General features: G+C 71.8%; 16 protein-coding genes. 8 read left to right on the plus strand and 8 right to left on the minus strand.

The genetic code is table 11. The features are described from left to right. Window positions 1–19: 19 nt before the first annotated feature. On the plus strand, window positions 20–1,117 hold the full coding sequence (locus ACM9LD_RS15605) for an endonuclease NucS domain-containing protein (RefSeq protein ID WP_415677517.1): 1,098 nt from the start codon (window positions 20–22) through the stop codon (window positions 1,115–1,117). A 211-nt stretch (window positions 1,118–1,328) separates the two neighbouring features. On the opposite strand, the gene ACM9LD_RS15610 is transcribed toward ACM9LD_RS15605, so the two are convergent. From ACM9LD_RS15610 to ACM9LD_RS15630, 5 genes are all read right to left on the minus strand, one after another. Continuing rightward, window positions 1,329–2,417: a hypothetical protein gene (locus tag ACM9LD_RS15610; RefSeq protein WP_415677518.1), complete on the minus strand. Its 1,089-nt coding sequence runs from the start codon at window positions 2,415–2,417 to the stop codon at window positions 1,329–1,331. Window positions 2,418–2,504: 87 nt separating this feature from the next. Then, on the minus strand, window positions 2,505–3,269 hold the full coding sequence (locus tag ACM9LD_RS15615) for an ABC transporter substrate-binding protein (RefSeq protein WP_415677519.1): 765 nt from the start codon (window positions 3,267–3,269) through the stop codon (window positions 2,505–2,507). A gap of 208 nt (window positions 3,270–3,477) precedes the next feature. Beyond that, window positions 3,478–4,479 carry an ABC transporter substrate-binding protein gene (locus ACM9LD_RS15620; RefSeq protein ID WP_415677520.1) on the minus strand — a complete coding sequence of 334 codons (1,002 nt, stop codon included), beginning with the start codon at window positions 4,477–4,479 and terminating at the stop codon, window positions 3,478–3,480. Window positions 4,480–4,513: 34 nt separating this feature from the next. Then, window positions 4,514–4,879, minus strand: a complete 366-nt coding sequence (locus ACM9LD_RS15625) for a hypothetical protein (protein ID WP_415677521.1) — start codon at window positions 4,877–4,879, stop codon at window positions 4,514–4,516. A gap of 51 nt (window positions 4,880–4,930) precedes the next feature. Beyond that, complete coding sequence (locus ACM9LD_RS15630; protein WP_415677522.1) at window positions 4,931–5,314, minus strand: hypothetical protein; 384 nt, start codon at window positions 5,312–5,314, stop codon at window positions 4,931–4,933. 106 nt (window positions 5,315–5,420) lie between these two features. Here ACM9LD_RS15630 and ACM9LD_RS15635 point away from each other — a divergent pair, with 106 nt between their 5' ends. Next, complete coding sequence (locus tag ACM9LD_RS15635) at window positions 5,421–5,912, plus strand: MarR family winged helix-turn-helix transcriptional regulator (protein WP_415677523.1); 492 nt, start codon at window positions 5,421–5,423, stop codon at window positions 5,910–5,912. On the opposite strand, the gene ACM9LD_RS15640 is transcribed toward ACM9LD_RS15635, so the two are convergent. Then, window positions 5,905–6,534, minus strand: a complete 630-nt coding sequence (locus tag ACM9LD_RS15640) for a YqgE/AlgH family protein (protein ID WP_074850285.1) — start codon at window positions 6,532–6,534, stop codon at window positions 5,905–5,907. The two genes, ACM9LD_RS15635 and ACM9LD_RS15640, sit on opposite strands and share 8 nt — an antisense overlap. Before the next feature lie 74 nt (window positions 6,535–6,608). On the opposite strand from ACM9LD_RS15640, the gene ACM9LD_RS15645 reads away from it, so the two are divergent. The 3 genes from ACM9LD_RS15645 to ACM9LD_RS15655 are packed head-to-tail and all read left to right on the plus strand — an operon-like array spanning window position 6,609 to window position 9,027. Beyond that, window positions 6,609–7,937: an MFS transporter gene (locus ACM9LD_RS15645; protein WP_415677524.1), complete on the plus strand. Its 1,329-nt coding sequence runs from the start codon at window positions 6,609–6,611 to the stop codon at window positions 7,935–7,937. A gap of 1 nt (window position 7,938) precedes the next feature. Beyond that, a complete protein-coding gene (locus tag ACM9LD_RS15650; protein ID WP_415677525.1) occupies window positions 7,939–8,478 on the plus strand; it encodes a hypothetical protein in 540 nt (179 codons plus the stop codon). A 45-nt stretch (window positions 8,479–8,523) separates the two neighbouring features. After that, window positions 8,524–9,027: a hypothetical protein gene (locus ACM9LD_RS15655; protein WP_415677526.1), complete on the plus strand. Its 504-nt coding sequence runs from the start codon at window positions 8,524–8,526 to the stop codon at window positions 9,025–9,027. Window positions 9,028–9,042: 15 nt separating this feature from the next. On the opposite strand, the gene ACM9LD_RS15660 is transcribed toward ACM9LD_RS15655, so the two are convergent. Then, window positions 9,043–10,515 carry a CCA tRNA nucleotidyltransferase gene (locus ACM9LD_RS15660; protein ID WP_415677527.1) on the minus strand — a complete coding sequence of 491 codons (1,473 nt, stop codon included), beginning with the start codon at window positions 10,513–10,515 and terminating at the stop codon, window positions 9,043–9,045. A gap of 401 nt (window positions 10,516–10,916) precedes the next feature. On the opposite strand from ACM9LD_RS15660, the gene ACM9LD_RS15665 reads away from it, so the two are divergent. From ACM9LD_RS15665 to ACM9LD_RS15675, 3 genes are read left to right on the plus strand one after another with little or no spacing between them, the layout of a single operon-like run. Then, window positions 10,917–11,498 carry an NUDIX hydrolase gene (locus ACM9LD_RS15665; protein ID WP_415677562.1) on the plus strand — a complete coding sequence of 194 codons (582 nt, stop codon included), beginning with the start codon at window positions 10,917–10,919 and terminating at the stop codon, window positions 11,496–11,498. Next, a complete protein-coding gene (locus tag ACM9LD_RS15670; protein WP_415677528.1) occupies window positions 11,495–13,966 on the plus strand; it encodes a glycoprotein in 2,472 nt (823 codons plus the stop codon). The genes ACM9LD_RS15665 and ACM9LD_RS15670 overlap by 4 nt, the downstream gene beginning before the upstream one ends. Continuing rightward, entirely contained in the window at window positions 13,963–17,658 is a 3,696-nt protein-coding gene (locus tag ACM9LD_RS15675) for a murein biosynthesis integral membrane protein MurJ (protein ID WP_415677529.1), read from the plus strand. The genes ACM9LD_RS15670 and ACM9LD_RS15675 overlap by 4 nt, the downstream gene beginning before the upstream one ends. Here the strand turns inward: ACM9LD_RS15675 and ACM9LD_RS15680 are convergent. Continuing rightward, window positions 17,630–18,517 carry a hypothetical protein gene (locus ACM9LD_RS15680; protein ID WP_415677530.1) on the minus strand — a complete coding sequence of 296 codons (888 nt, stop codon included), beginning with the start codon at window positions 18,515–18,517 and terminating at the stop codon, window positions 17,630–17,632. The two genes, ACM9LD_RS15675 and ACM9LD_RS15680, sit on opposite strands and share 29 nt — an antisense overlap. Window positions 18,518–18,538: the final 21 nt, after the last annotated feature.

Below are 18,538 nucleotides of genomic sequence, written 5' to 3' on the forward strand. Positions count from 1 at the left end.
CGGACGATCGGGGGGGCGAGTGGGGACGAAGATCGCGATGTGGCGGATCGACGGGGAGCCGCGGCGGGTACAACCGACGAAGCTGGCCCTCGAATCGCGTCTCGAGGACATCATCGAGACGCAGACCGACGTACTCGGCCAGCCGATCCTCCTGATCGGACGCCAGGTTCCCACCAAGTACGGCAAGTTCATCGACCTGCTCGGCGTCAACGCCGACGGCGACGTGGTGGTCATCGAGCTCAAGCGCGACCGCACGCCCCGGGACGTGGTCGCACAGGTCCTCGACTACGCGTCGTGGATCCAGGATCTGGACAATCACGAGGTCCGTGCGATCTTCGACGAGTACCAGCGCCGGAACGGCGCCACCGCATCGTTCGACGAGGCGTTCGCCGAGGTCTTCGGTGACGGTGCGCCCGACGACCTGAACACACGGCACCAGCTGATCGTCGTCGCCAGCGACATGGACGACGCGACCGAACGATTGGTGGCGTACCTGTCGGGCGGTTACCAGGTGCCGATCAACGTGCTCCTGCTCGACTACTTCGCCGACGGAGACCGCGAGTACCTGGCCCGCACCTGGCTGATCGACGATGCGAGCGTCACCGCGACCCGCAGCGGGGCGGCGTCCGCGGCGAAGAAGCAGGCGGCGTGGAACGGCCACGACTGGTACGTGAGCTTCGGCGAGGAGGCGGGCGGGCGCAGCTGGGATGATGCGCGCACGCATGGGTTCGTCTCCGCGGGCGGCGGCGAGTGGTTCTCCCGAACGATGCGGCAACTGCCGGTCGGCGCCCGCGTCCTCACCCACATCCCCAAGTCGGGCTACGTCGCCGTCGGCGAGGTCCTCGCGCCCGCCCGGCCGTTCGAGGACGCCGTCGTCGACCGCGACGGCTCCGAGGTGCCCCTGGCGTCATTGACGCTCCAGGGCACCTACGTCTTCCCGGATCGCGACGATGACCAGGACCAGCGCGAGTGGGTCGTACCCGTTCGATGGCTCACGGCTGTGCCCCGCGCCGAGGCCTTCTGGAAGGCCGGCTTCTTCGCGAACCAGAACTCCGCCTGCAAGCTCCGGAACGAGTACACGATCACCGAGGTGTCCAGCCACTTCGGTCTCGACTGAGCCGCTGCGGATCCGTCAGGAAGCGACCGCCGGCAAGACCACAATCGATCCATCGGCCCCGCCGACAATGTCGATCGCCACATCACTATGGGCGCCCGCCGGGTCGGCGACACGGCCGCCGAGCGCGCGCAATCGTTCTCCCGCATCGAGGAGCTCGTCGACCTGTCCCGCTCGGAAAACGATATCGCGAATCCCGTGGGAACGGTCGAGCCTAACCTGGGAAAGCGTGCTCAGGACGCGGTACAGACCGGACTCCACTCGCTCGACATTCTTCTGGTCGAGCCGCAGGGTCCTGGTGAAGTTCTCGAACAGATTGCCCTCCTCCAGTTGCGCGTGCTCGACCGCCTGGAGGCAGTATCACGCGGCGCTTGAGCGCCAGCGCGAGACCCGCCAGCTCGAGCTGGATCTGAAACTCTCCGGAGTCGTCGTCGACACCGGGCAACAGATCCCGCAGTTGTCCTAGTTCGACCTTGCCCTCCGGTAGGTCTGCGAGCGCCTTCTCCCAGGTGCCAAGCCGCCGGTCCGCGGTCGCCACAGCAGTGTCGATTGCGTGTGCCGCCGAGTCCAGACCGAGCGACGCACCGATGCGCCCCTCGTCCAGTAGGACGGCCGTCGCCTTGTCGATCGCGCTGCGGCACCCGTCGAGCTGATTACGCTCACTCTCCAACCTGGCCTTATCCGCCTTCTCGAGGAGTCCTGCGATCTTCTCCATCTGCTCCCGGCGCTGCTGCTCGGCGTGCGCGCTCAACCCCGCTGCCACCGCCATCAGGACCAGAGGTGCCGCGATCGTCATCACTGCGCCCGCACCCACAGCGCCGGCACCGGCCGCGCCGCCCGCCAGGCCGGTCTTCCCTGCGACCGGTACGAAGGACGCCTGAGCGGCGATGCCCGACTTCCCGACCATCGCACTATGGATACCTCCGGCCACCGACTTCGAGGCCATCGGAACCACCCCCGCCCCGAGCTTTCCCGCGACCTTCGCCGGCACGACCATCCGGTACAGCACCTCGCCGGAACCGCCCTTCGCGGCGCGTGAGGCACCTGCCACGAGCAACGCGAGCTGCTGCGCAAGCGGGCTGGCGACGTCGAGCGGAATCCCGCGCGAGGTGTCCACCCGCTCCGGCGCGGGGTGCACCTCGAGGGTGGCAATGGGAGCGTCGGCGAGAACCGCGAGCGCGCTTCGGAGCTCCCGCAACCGTTCCGGCGTGATCCCGTCGACGTCGGCGGGCACGGGCAGCGTCCCGACGTCGTCCGTCGCGAGCGTATAGAGCGGGACAACCGTGTCTTGATCGTCACTCATGGGTTTCACCAGCCGTCGGTCGAGGGGAACTTCTCGACCGAGATGGTAGCGGTCAGCTCCGACACCTGGTCGTACAACGAACCGCCCTCACTCCACCAGCGGCTGCTCCGCGACCTTCGCCAGCGTGGGCTCCATCGTCTGCAGGAACCAGGCCCGGCTCAGCGACGTGGGCTGGTACACCGAGTAGGTGAGGTCAAGGTCCGCGACCACGGCGGTGCCGCGCTGCACCTGCGGCAACGCGGAGTAGCCGGGCAGCCTCAGCAGGTCCTCGCCCGTCGCGCCGTTGGGGTAGATCGCCATGACATTCGCGCCCACGCGGGGGAGCAGCTCCAGCGAGACCATGCCGCGGGTCGCAGGGTTGACGAACCGCGGCTCGTCGCGGATCGCCTTCGGCACCGTCAGCCCCAGCTCGGCGAGGAACAGGTTCGTCGGGTCCTGCGGGCTCGCGATCACGTTGAAGCTGGACGCCGCGGCCGCGTACTGCGCCACGAACCCGGTCTTCCCCTTGAGGCCCGGGTACCGCTGCGCGAAGCCGCTCACCAGGTCGTGGTCGGCCGCGATCACCCGCTTCGCCTCGTCCTCCTTGCCGACGATCCGGCCGAGGGCGAGAAGCTGGGCGTTCCAGCCGGAGTCGGGACCCGTGGCGGCGATGCCGCCGAGCACCTTGGTCACGCCGCTGACCGCGGTGAAGTTCTCGCCCTTGACCACCCGGTGGTCGCCGACGAACAGGTCCGGCTGGTATTTGGCGATCTCCTCGGCCGGCAGGCTCGTGGCGCCGGGGGCCTTGATCACCGGCACGTCCTTGAGCAGCTCGCGCTGCCACGCGGCGGGCAGCGGCTGGGTGAGCTGCACGATGGCGACGGGCTTGACCCGAGCGCCAGCACGTTGTCGATCGCATAGCCCTGCGCGACTATCCGCTTCGCGCCCACGGGGTAGTCGATGGTGCCGTTGGCCTGGGCGATCGGCACCGTCGAGGCCGACGGTGCCGACGGCTCCGTCGTGCCGGATCCGCAGCCAGCCAGCAGGGCGAGCGCCGCGACGGCCGCCGCGAGGCGCCGCATCACGCTACTGCCTGCTGCTGCGCGGCGTTCACGAAGAGCGGCTCGAGCTGGGGAAGGATCCACTCCCGGCTCAGCGGGGTGGGCTGGTTCAGCGCGATCACGGTCTGCAGGTCGACCACCTTCGTCGCACCCGAGGTCACCTGGGGCAGGCCCGCGTAGCCGGGCAGGCGCAGCAGGTCCGACGCGGTGGCGCCGTTCGGGTAGATGACCATCAGGTTCGAGGCGATCTGGGGGAGCAGCTCCAGCGAGACCGGGGTGCGCCCGCCCTGCTGGCCGGATCCGACGGCGAAGCGCGGGTTGTCCTTGATCGCCTTCGGGAGGGTCATCCCCAGCTCTGCGAACATGGTGTTCGTCGGATCGGCGGCGGAGGAGACGAAGTTGAAGGTGCTCGACGCGGCGATGTACTGCGCGAGGACCGCCGACTTGCCCTGCAGCCCCGGATGCCGCTCGCTGACGGCGGCGAACCGCGCCTTGTCGTCCGCGAGGACGCGGTTCACGGCGTCCTGCTTGCCCAGGATCTGACCGAGTGCCTTGAGCTGGACATCCCACGCGGCGCTGGAGCCGTTCTCCTCGATGCCGCCCAGCACCTTGGTGACAGCGGACAGCCGCTCGAAGGTGGGCCGGTCGACGACGTAATTGTCGCCGGCGAAGAGCTCGGGCCGGTATTTCGCGATCTCCTCGACCGGCATGGACTTCTTGTCCGGGGACTTGATGATCGGGATGCCGTCGAGCTGCTGGCCGTGCCAGGGCGCGGGCAACGGCAGCCCGCCCTCGACCACGGCGACGGGCTTGATGCCGAGAGCGAGCAGGTTGTCGATCGAGTAGCCGGTGGCGACGATGCGGGTCGGGCCGACGGGGAACTCGGTGACGCCGTTGACCTGCGTGATCGTGACGGTGCTCGCCGCGGGGGCGGCGCCGTCGGAGCCCGAACCACCGCACGCCGTCGTGACCAGGCCGACCAGTGCTACCGCGGCGACGAGCGCCGAGTTGAACCGCCTCATGACACCCTCCATCAATCAGGAAGGTAAGACTAGCCTAATTTTTGTCGGAGTGACTCGCCGACCTGTACCAGAGGTACGCGGCCAGCGGGACGATCACGGCGAACAGCACCGAGTACAGGATCCCGACCGGGGTCCGCGCCGAGAACAGCCCGTGGTCGCTGTAGACGAGGCCGGCCAGCGGGAGGCCCACGGCGGCGATGTACCCCAGCTGACTTCCGCAGAAGACGCACACCGCGATCGCCGCATACGCCACCGCCGCGCCGATGGACCCGGCGGAGGTGTTCGCCACAGGGGACTCCAGCGCCTGGGCCACGTGCGCGACCGTCACGACCGTCAGCAGCAGGCCGAGAGTCATCCGCGCGACGCGAGTTCGGGGGCGTGATCCATCGACGACCGTCATCCGCCGATCCTTTCCGAGGAGTGTTCCGGAATGCTACGACAACAGTCGCTGTCATTCCTGTGGAGCGGACCGGGCACGATCGGCCTTCCCGGTCGAGCGGATCACGCACAGGGCGATCGGCACGACGAGCAGGTCGACGACCGGGTCCATCGCGTCGATCGGATTCCCGTAATAGGCGAACGACCGGTAGTCGCCGAGCAGCTGGGCGATCAGCGGGAAGATCGCCGCCGCGAGGTACCCCCACCGCTCACCGAGCACCACCATGCCCAGGAGGACCGCGTACGCGATTCCGAGACCGGCGCACGAGGCACTCCCTTCAGGACAAGGCAGCATGCCGATCCGGATCAGGTGCACGGCGGCCGCCACCGCCAGGAGGGCGCCGAGGAGGAACCGGCTCAGGGGACGTGCGCGGAGTGCACGCGTGACGACGGGCATTTCGTCGCTCCTTGTAGTCAGTACGACCTGACTAAAATACGACAACACACGTTGTCACGCACGCCGGAGTGACGCATGCAACATTCGTCCGGTTACCCTGACCATCATGTCCAGGGGGAGTTCCACGACCACCGATTCGCTCGCGATCATCGATCCGGGGCCCGACGCGCGGATCCATCTGCTCGCCCGCCGCGTCGGCGTGATCGTGGCCGACCTGCTCCTGGAGGAGGTGCACGCGTTCGACGCCCGGCTGCGCACGGGGCACATGCGGATCCTCGCGCTCATCGATGCCGAGCCGGTACGGATCGTCGACGTCGCGGCCAGGCTCGGGACGACGAAGCAGACGGTCGCGCCCGCGGTCGACGAGCTCGTCTCCTGGGGATTCGTGCAGCGCACCGTCGACGAGACAGACCGGCGCGCGCGGATCCTGACGCTGACGCCCGAGGGTGAGGAACTCACCCGGGCCATGATCGGCAGGTCCATCGCGCTCGATGAGGAGTTCGGGCGGCTCCTCGGCGCCGATGTCGAGGTGTGCCGGTCCGCGCTGTGGCGGATCATCGAATCCCAGCGGGCGAAGACCGACCGCGAGGTCAGTTGACGGAGACGTCCACCGGATGGGTCGCGAGCAGCGCGGTCGGCAGGCCCTGGCGGCGCAGCACCTTGCCCCACAGGTCCACCCGGGCGGGCACCAGCACGTCGGTGTGCAGCGAGCCGCACGGGATCCAGTCGTCGCGCTCGAGCTCGTCGTCGAGCTGGCCCATGCCCCAGCCGCTGTAGCCGGCGAAAACGCGCACGCCGTCGAGCAGCTCGTCCATCATCTCCACGTCGGAGTCGAGGTCCACCAGCACCACGCGCCCCGCGACGGGCTGCAGCCCGCGGATGCCGCTCGCGTCCACGCCGGCCTTGACCACCCCGAGGCACAGCGCCGCGGACTGGTTCACCGGGCCGCCGACGAACACGGCCTTCGGCTTGGCCGCCAGGTCGTGCCACCGGGGGAGCACCCCGTGCACCGCGGACTCGCTCGGACGGTTGAGGACCACACCGAGGCTCCCCGACTCGTTGTGCTCGATCAGGTAGACGACGGTGCGCGAGAAGGTCGGCTCGATCAGCTCCGGGGAGGCGACCAGCAGCGTGCCCGAGGACACCTCGAAGCCCGCATCGGCGGGCTCGCCGGAGGACGCGCCGCCCTGCGTCGGCTCATTCGAACGATCGGGACCCACACCCCCATCATGGCACGTCGACCACCATCGGGGTCCGCCGACGCGGAAGCCCTCGCGCCGATACGCTGTAGCACGTGACGACCAGCGGAACGGAAGCTCCCGCCGCCGCTGCGAAACCGGCGTGGCGGACCTTCCGCGACCTGCCCGACCTGCTGCGCCTGCTCGGCGTCCGACTCCTCAGCCAGTACGCCGAGGGCCTGTTCCAGGCCGGGCTCGGCACCGCCATCGTCTTCAATCCCGAGCGCAACGCGACCCCGGCCGCCATCGCCACCGGCCTCGCCGTGCTGCTGCTGCCCTACTCCGTGATCGGGCCCTTCGCCGGCGCCCTGCTGGACCGCTGGGACCGGCGCCGCGTCTTCATCGTCGCGAACCTCGTTCGCGCGCTGCTCATCGCGGCGTGCGCGGGGGTGCTCGCGTCGGGGGCGGGGGAGAGCGCCATCTTCATCGTCGCGCTGGCCGTCAGCGGCGCCGGCCGCTTCGTCGCCTCCGGGCTCTCCGCGGCGCTGCCGCACGTCGTCGACCGGCCGCAACTCGTCGCGATCAACTCCCTGACCACGACCATGGGCGCCGGCGCGACAGCCGTGGGCGCGAGCACGGCCGTCGGGCTGCGGGCGATCTTCGGCTCCGACGACGGCGGCGGCGCCTGCGTCCTGGCCGTCGCCGTGCTCGTCGCGGTCCTCGGCGCGGTGTTGTCCACCCGGTTCCCCGCCGGCGTGCTCGGCCCCGACCACGACGTCTCCGGCAAGCACGAGAAGCCCGCGACCGCGCTCAGCGACGTCGCCGCCGGCCTCGCGCACGGGGCCCTCGCCGCGTGGCGCGCACCGTCGGTCACGGCGGCCCTGACCGGCATGGGGGCGCACCGCACCGTCTTCGGCTTCAACACGATGATGCTGCTCCTGCTCACCCGGCACCATTTCACCGACGGGACGCTGGGCCTCGCCGGATTCGGCTCGATGGCCGGGGCCACCGCGCTCGGAATGTTCGTCGCCGCAGTGTTCACGCCCTTCGCGGTGGCCCGCTGGGGGCGCCGCAACACCGTGGTCGGTGCGCTCGCCGTCGCCTGCCTGACGCAGCTCACCGTGCTCACGCTGAACTTCGCGATGCTGGTCGCGGCCGCCGCCGTGCTCGGCCTCGCGGGCCAGGTGGTGAAGCTGTCGGGCGACGCGGCGATGCAGCTCGACGTGCCCGACGAGCGTCGCGGCCAGGTCTTCGCCTTTCAGGACGCGCTGTTCAACGTGACCTTCGTGGGCGCGGTCGCCTTCGCCGCCGCAGTGGTCCCGTTCGACGGTGTCTGCCTCCCCCTCGCCGGCTTCGGCGCGCTCCTGTATGCGCTGGCGGTCCTGCTCGTCGTCCTCCTGTACCGCCGAACGGGAACCCCGGAGGCCGCCGGCGCGTCCAATTGATATGGGGGACGAACTGCTCGAGTACTGGTTCGGGGACGGCGAGGGCCGGGTCAGCCGCTGGTCCTCACCCGCGGTGCAGGGCTCCGTCCTGCTCGACTTCGACGGGGACGGCCGGATCGACGACGCAATGGTCGACCTCGACGGGGACGGCCGCGCGGACGTGGCCGCGCTCGATCTCGACGACGACGGGACCCGCGAAGCGGCCTTCCGCGACGACGGCTCCGGCCGCTGGGCCGAACCCACGACGGCGCCCGGCGCGAGTTCCGGATCGGCGTCGACGGGACCGGGCGGGGCCGACGGGACGCCTGGAACCACAGGCACACCGGCGCGGGCGGCACCGTCGGCCTGCCCCATTCCCGGCGTCACGGGCGAGCGCGGCCCCGAGCCGGAGCCGGCGCAGGTCGTGCCCGTGCCCGCGGAACCGGGGCAGCCGGCCCGGCAGGCCGTCGCCGACACGGACGCCGACGGTGCGCCCGACGTCCTGATCTTCGACACCGACGGCGACGGAACGGCCGACGGCGCGACCGATCTGCAGCAGTAGGAATCAGATCTTTCGCTTCCTGTGCGCGGCGGATACGCTGGCGGCATGCGGAAGACCCTCCGGACCGCCGCCGCGGCCGCCCTCCTCACCACGTCGCTGATCACGGCCACGGGTGCCGCCACCGCCGCGCCCACGCCGGCGCCGAAGCCGGGGAACACCGTGGTCGTCGACGTGCGGACCACCGTCTTCCTCACCCGCGAGGCCCCGCCGCGGACCACGGTGTACGCCGACGGACGCATCGTCACCAAGGCGGTCGCACCCGGGTCGAAGCTCGTCGAGCTGCGCGGCAAGCCCGCCGACGTCGCGGACCTGCGCGCGATCACCGAGCGGGTGCTCCGCAATCAGCCGCAGTACGACCGGAAGGTGCAGATCTTCGACGGCTGGATCGTCTCCGCGACCGTGCGCACCACCGACGGCACGGTGCTCAAGGCCACCGTCGACAACCCCGAGCCGCGCGGATGGCCGGCGCTGTCCAAGCTCCCGAGCGAGCTGGACAAGCGGATCGCCCAGATCCCAGGACCGCGCACCCCGTACACCGAGCCCCGCTGAGAACTCCGAGCCCCGCTAGGAGCCCTGGCGCTCGGCCCACCACTTCTTCAGCTCGGCCTCGGCCTCGTCGCGGTCCAGGGGGCCGCGGTCCAGGCGCAGCTCCTTGAGGAACTTCCACGCCGCGCCGACATCCGGGCCGGGCGGCAGCCCGAGCAGTTCCATGATCGCGTTGCCGTCGAGGTCGGGCCGGACGCGCGCGAGGTCCTCCTTCGCGGCGATCGCCTCGATGCGCCGCTCGAGCCCGTCGTAGGTGGCCTGCAGCCGCGCGGCGCGGCGCTTGTTCCGCGTGGTGCAGTCCGCGCGGACCAGCTTGTGCAGGCGGGGGAGCAGCGGCCCGGCGTCGGTGACGTAGCGGCGGACGGCGGAATCGGTCCACTGGCCGTCGCCGTAGCCGTGGAAACGCAGGTGCAGGAACACCAGCTGCGCGACGTCCTCGGTCACGGCCTTCGGGTAGGCGAGCGCCCGCATGCGCCTGCGGACCATCTTCGCGCCGACCACCTCGTGGTGGTGGAAGGAGACGCCGCCGTTCGGCTCGTGCCGGCGGGTGTCGGGCTTGCCGATGTCGTGCAGCAGCGCCGCCCAGCGCAGGATGAGGTCGGGGTCGGATTCCTCGAGGTCGATGGCCTGCTGCAGCACGGTCATCGAGTGCCAGAAGACGTCCTTGTGCTGGTGGTGCTCGTCGATCGCGAGCTTCATGCCGGGGATCTCCGGGATCACGCGCTCGGCGAGCCCGGTGTCGACCAGCAGCACGATCCCGTCGACGGGGTGCTCGCCCAGGATCAGCTTGTCGAGCTCGGCCCGGACCCGCTCGGCGGTGATCCGGTCGAGCTCGGGCGCCATGTCGGTCATCGCCCGCTGCACCCGGTCGGCGACGGTGAAGCCCAGCTGGGAGACGAAGCGGGCGGCGCGGAGCATGCGCAGCGGGTCGTCGGAGAAGGACTCCTCGGGCGTCGCGGGCGTGTCGATCTCGCCCGCGAGCAGCGCGTCGAGGCCGTTCAGCGGGTCCTGGAAGTCCTCGGCGCCGTCGCGGCCGATGCGCACGGCCATCGCGTTGATGGTGAAGTCGCGGCGCACCAGGTCGTCGTGCAGGTTCTCGCCGAACTTCACGACGGGGTTGCGGGTGACCCGGTCGTAGGCCTCGGCGCGGTAGGTAGTGATCTCGATCAGCTGATCGGCGAACGCGGCGCTCACGGTGCCGAACTCGATGCCCGTGTCCCACATCGCATCGGCCCAGCCGCGCAGCAGGTCCTGCACCTGCTCGGGCCGCGCGTCGGTGGTGAAGTCCAGGTCGCTCGTCAGCCGGCCGAGCAGCGCGTCGCGGACGGAGCCGCCCACGAGGTACAGCTCGTGGCCCGCGTCGGCGAACCGGGCGCCCAGCGGGGCCAGGACGTCGGACAATCCGCGCAGCGAGATCTGTGCCGCCGCCAGCAGTCGGGTCCGGCGTTCGGCACGCGCGTCCGCCGGGCCGGCGGGAGAGCTTTCGGTCACGACCGACCAGTCTACTGCCGGGGGGAAAACGCGACGGTGGCGTATGGGAGCGCAACCGGCCAGTAGCATCGGGGGGTGACCTCCGCCGAATCCGCCGACTCCTCGGGCCGCCCGCAGCGCCCGGGCCCCGTCGGCGACTCCGCAGGCGGAACGCCCTCCCGGCCGCGCCGCCGACGCCGGCGCGGGGGCCGCGGACGCGGGCGCGGCCAACTCTCCGCCGTCACCGAACAGCAGGCGAAACCGGACGTCGACGGCGCACCGTCGGAGCCCGCCCCGGCCGCGANNANCCCGCCCGCAAGCAGGGCACCCCCACCTCCAAGGCCAAGCGCCCCGTTCCCGGGCGCGCCCGCCCCGACCCGCGCATCCGGACGGTGCGCGAGACCTCCGCCGGCGGCCTCGTCGTGTCCGGGCTCGACGGTGCCGACGAGCTGCGGGCCGCACTCATCGGCCGCGTCGACCGCCGCGGCCGCACCCTCTGGTCGCTGCCGAAGGGGCACATCGAGGAGGGCGAGACCGCCGAGCTCACCGCGATCCGCGAGGTCGCGGAGGAGACCGGTCTCACCGGCTCCGTCCTCGCACCGATCGGCAAGATCGACTACTGGTTCGCCGTCGAGGGCCGCCGCGTGCACAAGACGGTGCACCACTTCCTCCTGTCCTGGCAGAGCGGCGACCTCTCGACCGAGGACTACGAGGTCTCCGAGGTGGCGTGGGTGCCGCTGGCCGAGCTCCCGACCCGGCTCACCTACTCCGACGAGCGCAAGCTCGTCGCCACCGCGCGCACCGTCATCGACGACCTGACCGCCGACCCGGACGAGCTGGCCACCCGGTTGGCCGCCGCACCGCGCAGCGAGCCCACGGCGTACGAGCGCGCCGCGGCCGAGCGCAACGCCGTCCGCAACGATCCGCCGAAGCCCCGCCGCCGGCGCGGCGGAAGGCGCTCCCGCGGTCGCCGCGGCGGTGGCGGCGGGAGCGGTCAGACGTGACCCGGTCGGCCCGCCTCCTGTGCGTGCTGACGCTCCTGATCGCGATCACCGGCCTGCCCGCGCCCAGCGGGGCCGGCCTCCCGGACGCGCAGTTCGTGCGGATCAACGTCGACGAGGTCACCTCGCGGATCACCGACACCTCCCCGAACGAGGTGGTGGTGCGCGGCACCGTCGAGAACTTCGGCGACCGCGACGTGAGTGACCTGGACCTGCGGATCCAGCGGGCGCCGGCGGTGTCGACCTCCGCGCAGCTGCGCTCCGATCTGGTGGCCGACAACAACGTCTACGACACGCTCGGGCGGTTCGAGCCGGTCTCGAAGGTGCTCAAGCCGGGGGAGCGGACCTCCTTCAGCGTCGCGATCCCGGTGCGGCCCTCGCCCACGACGCGCGGCGCCACCCTCGGCATCGACCGGCCCGGCGTCTACCCACTGCTGCTCAATCTCAACGGCAAGCCCGCGTACGGCGGCGCCGCCCGCCTCGACGACTCGCGGACCCTGCTGCCCGTGCTCGGCCTGCCCGACGGGAGCGCCGACACGCCCGGCGGCGTCGACAAGGCCGTCACGACCTCGCCCGCGCAGATCACGATGCTGTGGCCGCTGGCCGACAATCCGAAGCTCGCGGGCGGCGTCCCCGGCGGCGGCGACACCCCGGTCCGGCTGGTGGACGACGCCCTCGCGGGGTCGCTCGGCGAGGGCGGCCGGCTCGACGGCCTGCTGTCGGCCTACGAGGACGCGACCCGCGGCCCCGACCCGCGGCGCACCGCGCTGCGGACGGCGGCGTGCCTCGCGATCGACCCGGACCTGCTGGTCACCGTCCAGGCGATGACCGCGCCGTACCGCGTCTCCCGCAACCCCGCCGACCCGCGCGGCCCCACCTCGGCCGGCACCGGCAGCGACGAGGCGAGCGCCTGGCTGGAGAAGCTGCGGCGCGTGGCCGCCGACTCCTGCGTGGTCGCGCTCCCCTTCGGTCAGGTGGACCTCGAGGCGCTCGGCCGCTCCGCGGAGCCCTCGCTGCAGCGCGCCGCGCTCGACACCCCGTCCGACGTCATCGACTCCATCCTCGGCGTGCAGTCGGTGCGGGGCGTCGCGATCCCGGCCTCCGGGGTGCTCCTGTCCGACGGTGCCCGGCAGCTCCGGGCCTCCGACGTCGCCGCCACCGTCGTGTCCGCTACCGCGGTACGAGCCCCCGACCGCGGCGCCGGCACCCCGTCGGGCATCGTCCCGGTGGGCCAGGGCATCGGCGCGGCCGTCTTCGACCCGAGCGTCTCCGCGGCGCTCGCCGCGCTGGGGAAGACCTCCGACGGTGCCGAGGCCGGCGTCGCGCCCGGGCCCACGGGCACCGTGCCCGCCTCGTCGACCTTCACCATGTCCGAGGAATCGGCGGCCATGCGCCGGCAGGCCGCGGTCGGCGCCGTGACCGCGGCCGCGCTCGACCCGACCCAGCGCTACGCCCCGCCCGACGGGTGGGCGGCGAGCACCGCCACCGACCCCGTCGCGCGGGTGACCGGCCGGTCCACGCTGATCGTGCCGCCCCAGGTGTGGGCGGCGGGCCCCGACGACGCCCGCGCCGTCCTCGACGCCGTCTCCGCCCAGTTCGGGGCCGGTCTCGCCGGGCCGCGCACGTTCCGCGATGTGGTCGCCTCCGCCCAGGCGACGGGCCGGGATCCCGCGCGCAACGCCGCCCCGTGGGCGCTGCGGCAGCCGGCGGAGACGACGGCCTCGCGCGTCCCGGACCGGATCGTCACCGCGGCGGTCGCGCACGTGCGGCAGGTCGACCAGCTCGGCGCCTCCCTGCTCCCGCTGCCGAAGACGCCGCTCACGCCCCGCATGTACACCTCGCCGCTGCGGGAGGACGCGGTGCGGGCGTTGCGCTGGTCGCCGTCGCGGCAGGCGGTCGACGGTGACGCCTCGATCCGGCTGACCGCCGCGCGGGCGTCGATGTCGGCGCAGCTCGCCTCGGTGCGCTTCGTCAGTCCCGGCGGCGCATACACCCTGGCCTCCGACAAGTCGCCGCTGCTCATCGTCGCGCGCAACGACCTGCCGCTGCCCATCCGCACCGTGATCGACTGGTCCGCCCCGCAGGGCGTGACGATCGACGCCTCCGAGGTGCAGGAGCTGCCCGCCCGCGGCACGCGGCAGATCGAACTGCCGACGACCGTCGACTACTCGCGGCAGATCTCCGTGCAGCTGACGCTGCGGTCGAGCAGCAGCATGCCGCTGGGCGATCCCATCTCCGTCTCCGTGCACTCCAATGCGTACGGCAAATCGCTGTTCTGGATCACGTGCGGTGTGGGAACCCTGCTGGTCCTGCTCGCGGGGCGGCGGCTGTGGCGCCGGTTCCGCGGCCGTCCCGACCCGGCGGACGCGGACCGTCCGCCCGCGGACGAGCACGAGAAGCGGATCGCGAACAGTTACGCTGCACATCGACCGACCGCTACACACGAGAACCCGGAACCGAAGGACACATGAGCCGCGCCGAGCCCCGGCACATCCCGCCGAGCAGCAGTCCCGCCGCCGGCGGGAAGGACGGCGGCGGCACCGCCAGCCTGCTCCGTTCCACCGGCTCGGTCGCCGTCGCCACGCTCACCTCGCGCGTCACCGGCTTCCTGCGCACCGTGCTGCTCGCGGCCATCCTCGGGCCGGCCGTCGCGTCCGCGTTCAGCATCGCCAACGCGATGCCGCAACAGGTCTCCGAGCTCGTCCTCGGCCAGGTCCTCACCGCGCTGGTGATCCCCGTGCTGGTCCGGGCCGAGATGGAGGACAAGGACCGCGGCCAGGCGTTCTTCGAGCGCCTCTTCACCCTCTCGCTGACCATCCTGGGCGTCGCCCTGGTCGTCTCGCTGGCGCTGTCCCCGGTGCTGGTGGGGTTGCTCGTCGGCGGCTCCAAGGTCGACGAGGGCCTGACGCAGGCGCTCGTCATCATGTTCCTGCCACAGCTGATGTTCTACGGGCTCTCCGCGCTGTTCACAGCGATGCTCAACACACGCGACGAGTTCAAACCCGGTGCGTGGGCACCGGTCGCCTGCAACACCGTGCAGATCGCGACGCTGGTGACCTTCTACCTCATGCCCGGCGAGCTGACGCTGAACCCGACCGCGATGGGGCAGCCGAAGCTCCTCGTCCTGGGCATCGGCAGCACCCTGGGTGTGGTGCTCCAAGCACTGATCCAGATTCCCGCCATGCGCCGCTCCGGGATCAAACTGCGCCTGCGCTGGGGCGTCGACAGCCGGCTCAAGCACTTCGGCACCATGGGCATCGCCATCGTCACCTACGTCTTCATCTCGCAAGCCGGCTGGTACGCCGTCACCCCGATCCTCTCCCACGCCTCCGACGGCGGACCGGCGATCTACCAGTACGCGTGGATGGTGCTCCAGCTGCCGTACGGCGTCATCGGTGTCGCCCTGCTGACCGCGGTGATGCCGCGCCTGTCTCGCAACGCGGCCGAGGGCAACCGCAACGCGGTCCTCGACGACCTCTCCGTGGCGACGCGCCTCACGATGGTGGCGTTGATCCCGATCGTGGCGTTCATGACGGTCTTCGGCCCGTCCATCGGCCGCGCACTGTTCAACTTCGGCCAGTTCTCCCAGGACGACGCCAACTTCCTGGGCACCGCGATCTCCTTCTCGGCGTTCGTGCTGGTCCCCTACGCGATGGTGCTCATCCACCTGCGGGTCTTCTACGCCCAGGAGCGCGCCTGGATCCCGACCGGGATCGTGATCGCGATCGTCGCCGTGCAGATCGTGCTGTCGTACTTGGTGCCGGTCTTCGTGGACGACGACCATCGGATCGTCGAGTTCGTCGGTACCGCTCGCGGCCTGGCCTACACGGCCGGCGCGATCATGGGGTGGTATCTCCTGCGCCGGACCCTCGGCCCGCTGCACCTGACGAACGTCGCCCGCACGCTGGTCCAGACCACGACCGTCTCCGTGCTGGTCACTGTGACGATCTATCTGATCATGCGGCTCGACGTGCTCAAGGCGATCGATCGCAGCGGACCCGCCGGCGCGCTCCTGTACCTTGCAATCGCAGGCACCCTCTGCATGACGTTGATCTACGCGCTGCTCGCCCTGTGGCGGGTACCGGACGTGCTGGCGATCCTGGCACCCCTGCGGCGCATCGCGGCGCGGTTCGTCCCGGCCCTGCGGCCGAGCGCACCGCCGGAGCCGGAGCGCGCGGCGTCCCGCGCCCCGGACACCCGGGAACTGCGGCTCGACGAGCTGGAGGCCTACGCGAGCCTCCGGCGCGAGGAGATCACCGCCCAGCTGCCGCGGATCGCCGACGACATCGGCCTCCCGTATGCTGGTCAAAGCCATGTTCCCCGGCGTCCGCGGGCGAGCGCAGAACAACCGACCACGGGCCTTCGATACCGCAGAAGAGGAGCATTCGCAGTGACCGAGGACGACTCCGCACGCATGTCCGGCCACGAGGCACCCAGCACCGGTCAGATGCGACTGCCGTCCCAGCCCCCCGCGCAGGCGGGCCTCCCGGCGGCACCCGAGTCCGCAGATCCCGCCGCGTGGGACGACGACGCCCCGCGCGGTCCCGAGCTCATCCCCGGTGCGGTCGTCGCGGGCGGCCGGTACCGCCTCATCGAGCACTTCGGCGGCATCCGCGGTCTCCAGTTCTGGCAGGCGCGCGACATCAACCTCGACCGCGACGTGGCGCTGACCTTCGTCGACTCCGAGCAGACCGCGCCCGTCCCCGAGCGCGGCGCACAGATCAGCCTGCGCGGCGAGGGCCCGCAGTCCATCCTCTCCCGCACCCTGCGCCTGGGTCGCGTGCACTCCAACGGCCTGGCCCGCGTGCTCGACGTGGTGCGCGGCAGCTCCGGCGGCATCGTGGTGGCCGAGTGGATCCCCAGCAGCTCGCTGGCCGACGTGGCGGGCACGCACCCGTCGGCGATCGGCGCGGCGAAGGCCGTCCGCGCCCTCGCGGGCGCGGCGGAGGGCGCGCACCGCGCCGGTGCCGCGCTGTCGATCGACCACCCGGACCGCGTGCGCATCTCGCAGGACGGGCACGCCTATCTGGCCTTCCCCGGCACCCTCGCGGACGCCTCGAAGGAGTCGGACGTGCGCGGCCTGGGCGCCGTGCTCTACGCGCTGCTGCTGGAGCGGTGGCCGCTGGACGACGCGACGGGCCGCATCGTGACCACCGGCACGGGGACCGTCGCCGGCATCCAGCAGGCGGACGCCGACGCGAACGGCAACCCCGTGGAGCCGCGGGACGCCAAGCGCGACATCCCGTTCGAGATCTCGGCGGTCGCGACCCGCACGCTCGAGGGCGGCCAGGGCATCCGCACCGCGGCCACGGTGCAGCAGCTGCTGGACCAGGCCTCCGTGGTGGACGTCAAGACGGATCTGCTCGCGCCCGTGCGGGAGGAGACCCCGCGGGAGGCACCGCGCTCCGCTCCGGCCGCTCCGGCCTCCGCCGCGCGCCCCGCGCAGCCCGCGGTGCCGCTGGACCAGCAGCCCACGCCGGCCAAGCGGATCCAGTCGAAGCAGACGCTGCTACAGCGCGTCTCGGGCGGCAAGAAGAACGTGCCACTGCTGGTGATCGCGGCGTGCGCCGTGGCGCTGCTCGTCATCATCGGGCTCACGCTGCTGATCAGCAGCCTCACCGGCGGCAAGGACACCCAGTCGGGGGTCGGCTCGCTGTACACCTCGAGCGCGACGGCGGGCGAGAGTGCCGCGCCCGCACCGGCTCCGGGGGTCGGCGTCCCGGTGAAGTCGACCGACGTCGCGCTCGTGGATTTCGCCTCGTCCAAGGACTCGGCCGCGAACCTGGCGAACGTGCTGACCGGCAAGAATCCCCCGTGGAAGACCGACACCTACAAGGCCGGTCCGGCGTTCGGCAACCTCAAGAAGGGCGTCGGCTTCCTGGTGACGCTGGACAAGGCCGTCTCGCTGACCCGCGGCACCATCGTCTCGCCCAGCGCGGGCACCACGGTGGAGGTGCGCACCTCCACGAAGGACACCGTCAAGACGCTGGACGAGACCTCCCTGGTCTGGTCCGGCTCGCTGCGCCCGGGCTCCAACGACTTCCACGTGAGTTCGGTGGCGCCGCGCGCCCGCTACGTGCTGGTCTGGATCACCGGGCTCACCAAGCAGTCCGGCAACGACTGGTACACCACCATCAACCAGGTGTCGTTCCAGGGCTCCTGACGCCGTCGGCCTCCTCGGCGGCGCCCTCGATCCACGCCGGCCCGTCGTCGGGAACCGAGATCACCAGCGGCCGGACCGTTCCCACGTCCCGGTAGTCGAGAATCCTTACGCGCCAACCCGTTCCGGTGCGCAGTGCCGCCTCCACCCGCACCTCCTCGGGGATCTGCAGCCCGCGTGCGCGCGCGTGGTCCGCGGCGGCGGCCCGCGCCTGATCGGGGGTGCGCCCGGGCACCCCGTCGTACCTCGGCCCGTCACCCGTCCACTGGGTCAGCCCGTGATCCCTGAGCCGGGACCAGGATTCGTCCATCACCCGCTCGGGTGCGAGTCCGCCGAGGGCGCCCCACCAGGACGCGGCGTCCAGCCATTCGTACTCGCACATCCGGACCAGATGATGCAGCCCCGCACCGTCCGTCAGTCGCGCGCCGAGTGCCGCCGCGACGTCCGCCGAACGGAACACCGGGGGGAGCGGCGCGCCGGGCAGCGGGTCGTCGGGGGCGGCGAATCCGCCGTCGTCCCAGATCCCGGTCCAGGCGTACCGCCCGGCGCTGATCCGGTGATCGAGCGCCGTCGCGTGCTCGAGCCACGACGGCCCCCGCTCGGCCCGCTCGGCGGGGCCGGGGGCACCGGGCACGCGCCAGCCGAGGTCGCCGCAGGAGAGGACGGCCCGGTCGGGCCCGAACCAGGCGAGGGTCGCGCCCGCCGTCGACGAGGCGTCGTAGCGGGCCACGCCCCGCTCCCCGCCGTCGACGCTGACGCGGAAGGGCAGCGGCGCGCCAGCGGCGGCGAGCACGGGCTGCGCCGCCGCGAGCAGGCACCAGCGGGCGCGGATCACCCGGAGGGGTTCGGCACGCTCGGACATGCCCGGATCCTGCCCGGACCC

It is taken from the genome of Tsukamurella hominis, from assembly GCF_965137015.1.
GTDB classification, from domain to species: Bacteria; Actinomycetota; Actinomycetes; order Mycobacteriales; family Mycobacteriaceae; genus Tsukamurella; species Tsukamurella hominis.

What these genes read in the sequence shown, in the direction of transcription:
- ACM9LD_RS15610 (WP_415677518.1), bottom strand. Translation starts at nt 2,417, where the DNA reads ATGAGTGACGATCAAGACACGGTTGTCCCGCTCTATACGCTCGCGACG.
- ACM9LD_RS15620 (WP_415677520.1), bottom strand. Translation starts at nt 4,479, where the DNA reads ATGAGGCGGTTCAACTCGGCGCTCGTCGCCGCGGTAGCACTGGTCGGC.
- ACM9LD_RS15625 (WP_415677521.1), bottom strand. Translation starts at nt 4,879, where the DNA reads ATGACGGTCGTCGATGGATCACGCCCCCGAACTCGCGTCGCGCGGATG.
- ACM9LD_RS15630 (WP_415677522.1), bottom strand. Translation starts at nt 5,314, where the DNA reads ATGCCCGTCGTCACGCGTGCACTCCGCGCACGTCCCCTGAGCCGGTTC.
- ACM9LD_RS15635 (WP_415677523.1), top strand. Translation starts at nt 5,421, where the DNA reads ATGTCCAGGGGGAGTTCCACGACCACCGATTCGCTCGCGATCATCGAT.
- ACM9LD_RS15650 (WP_415677525.1), top strand. Translation starts at nt 7,939, where the DNA reads ATGGGGGACGAACTGCTCGAGTACTGGTTCGGGGACGGCGAGGGCCGG.
- ACM9LD_RS15655 (WP_415677526.1), top strand. Translation starts at nt 8,524, where the DNA reads ATGCGGAAGACCCTCCGGACCGCCGCCGCGGCCGCCCTCCTCACCACG.
- ACM9LD_RS15675 (WP_415677529.1), top strand. Translation starts at nt 13,963, where the DNA reads ATGAGCCGCGCCGAGCCCCGGCACATCCCGCCGAGCAGCAGTCCCGCC.
- ACM9LD_RS15680 (WP_415677530.1), bottom strand. Translation starts at nt 18,517, where the DNA reads ATGTCCGAGCGTGCCGAACCCCTCCGGGTGATCCGCGCCCGCTGGTGC.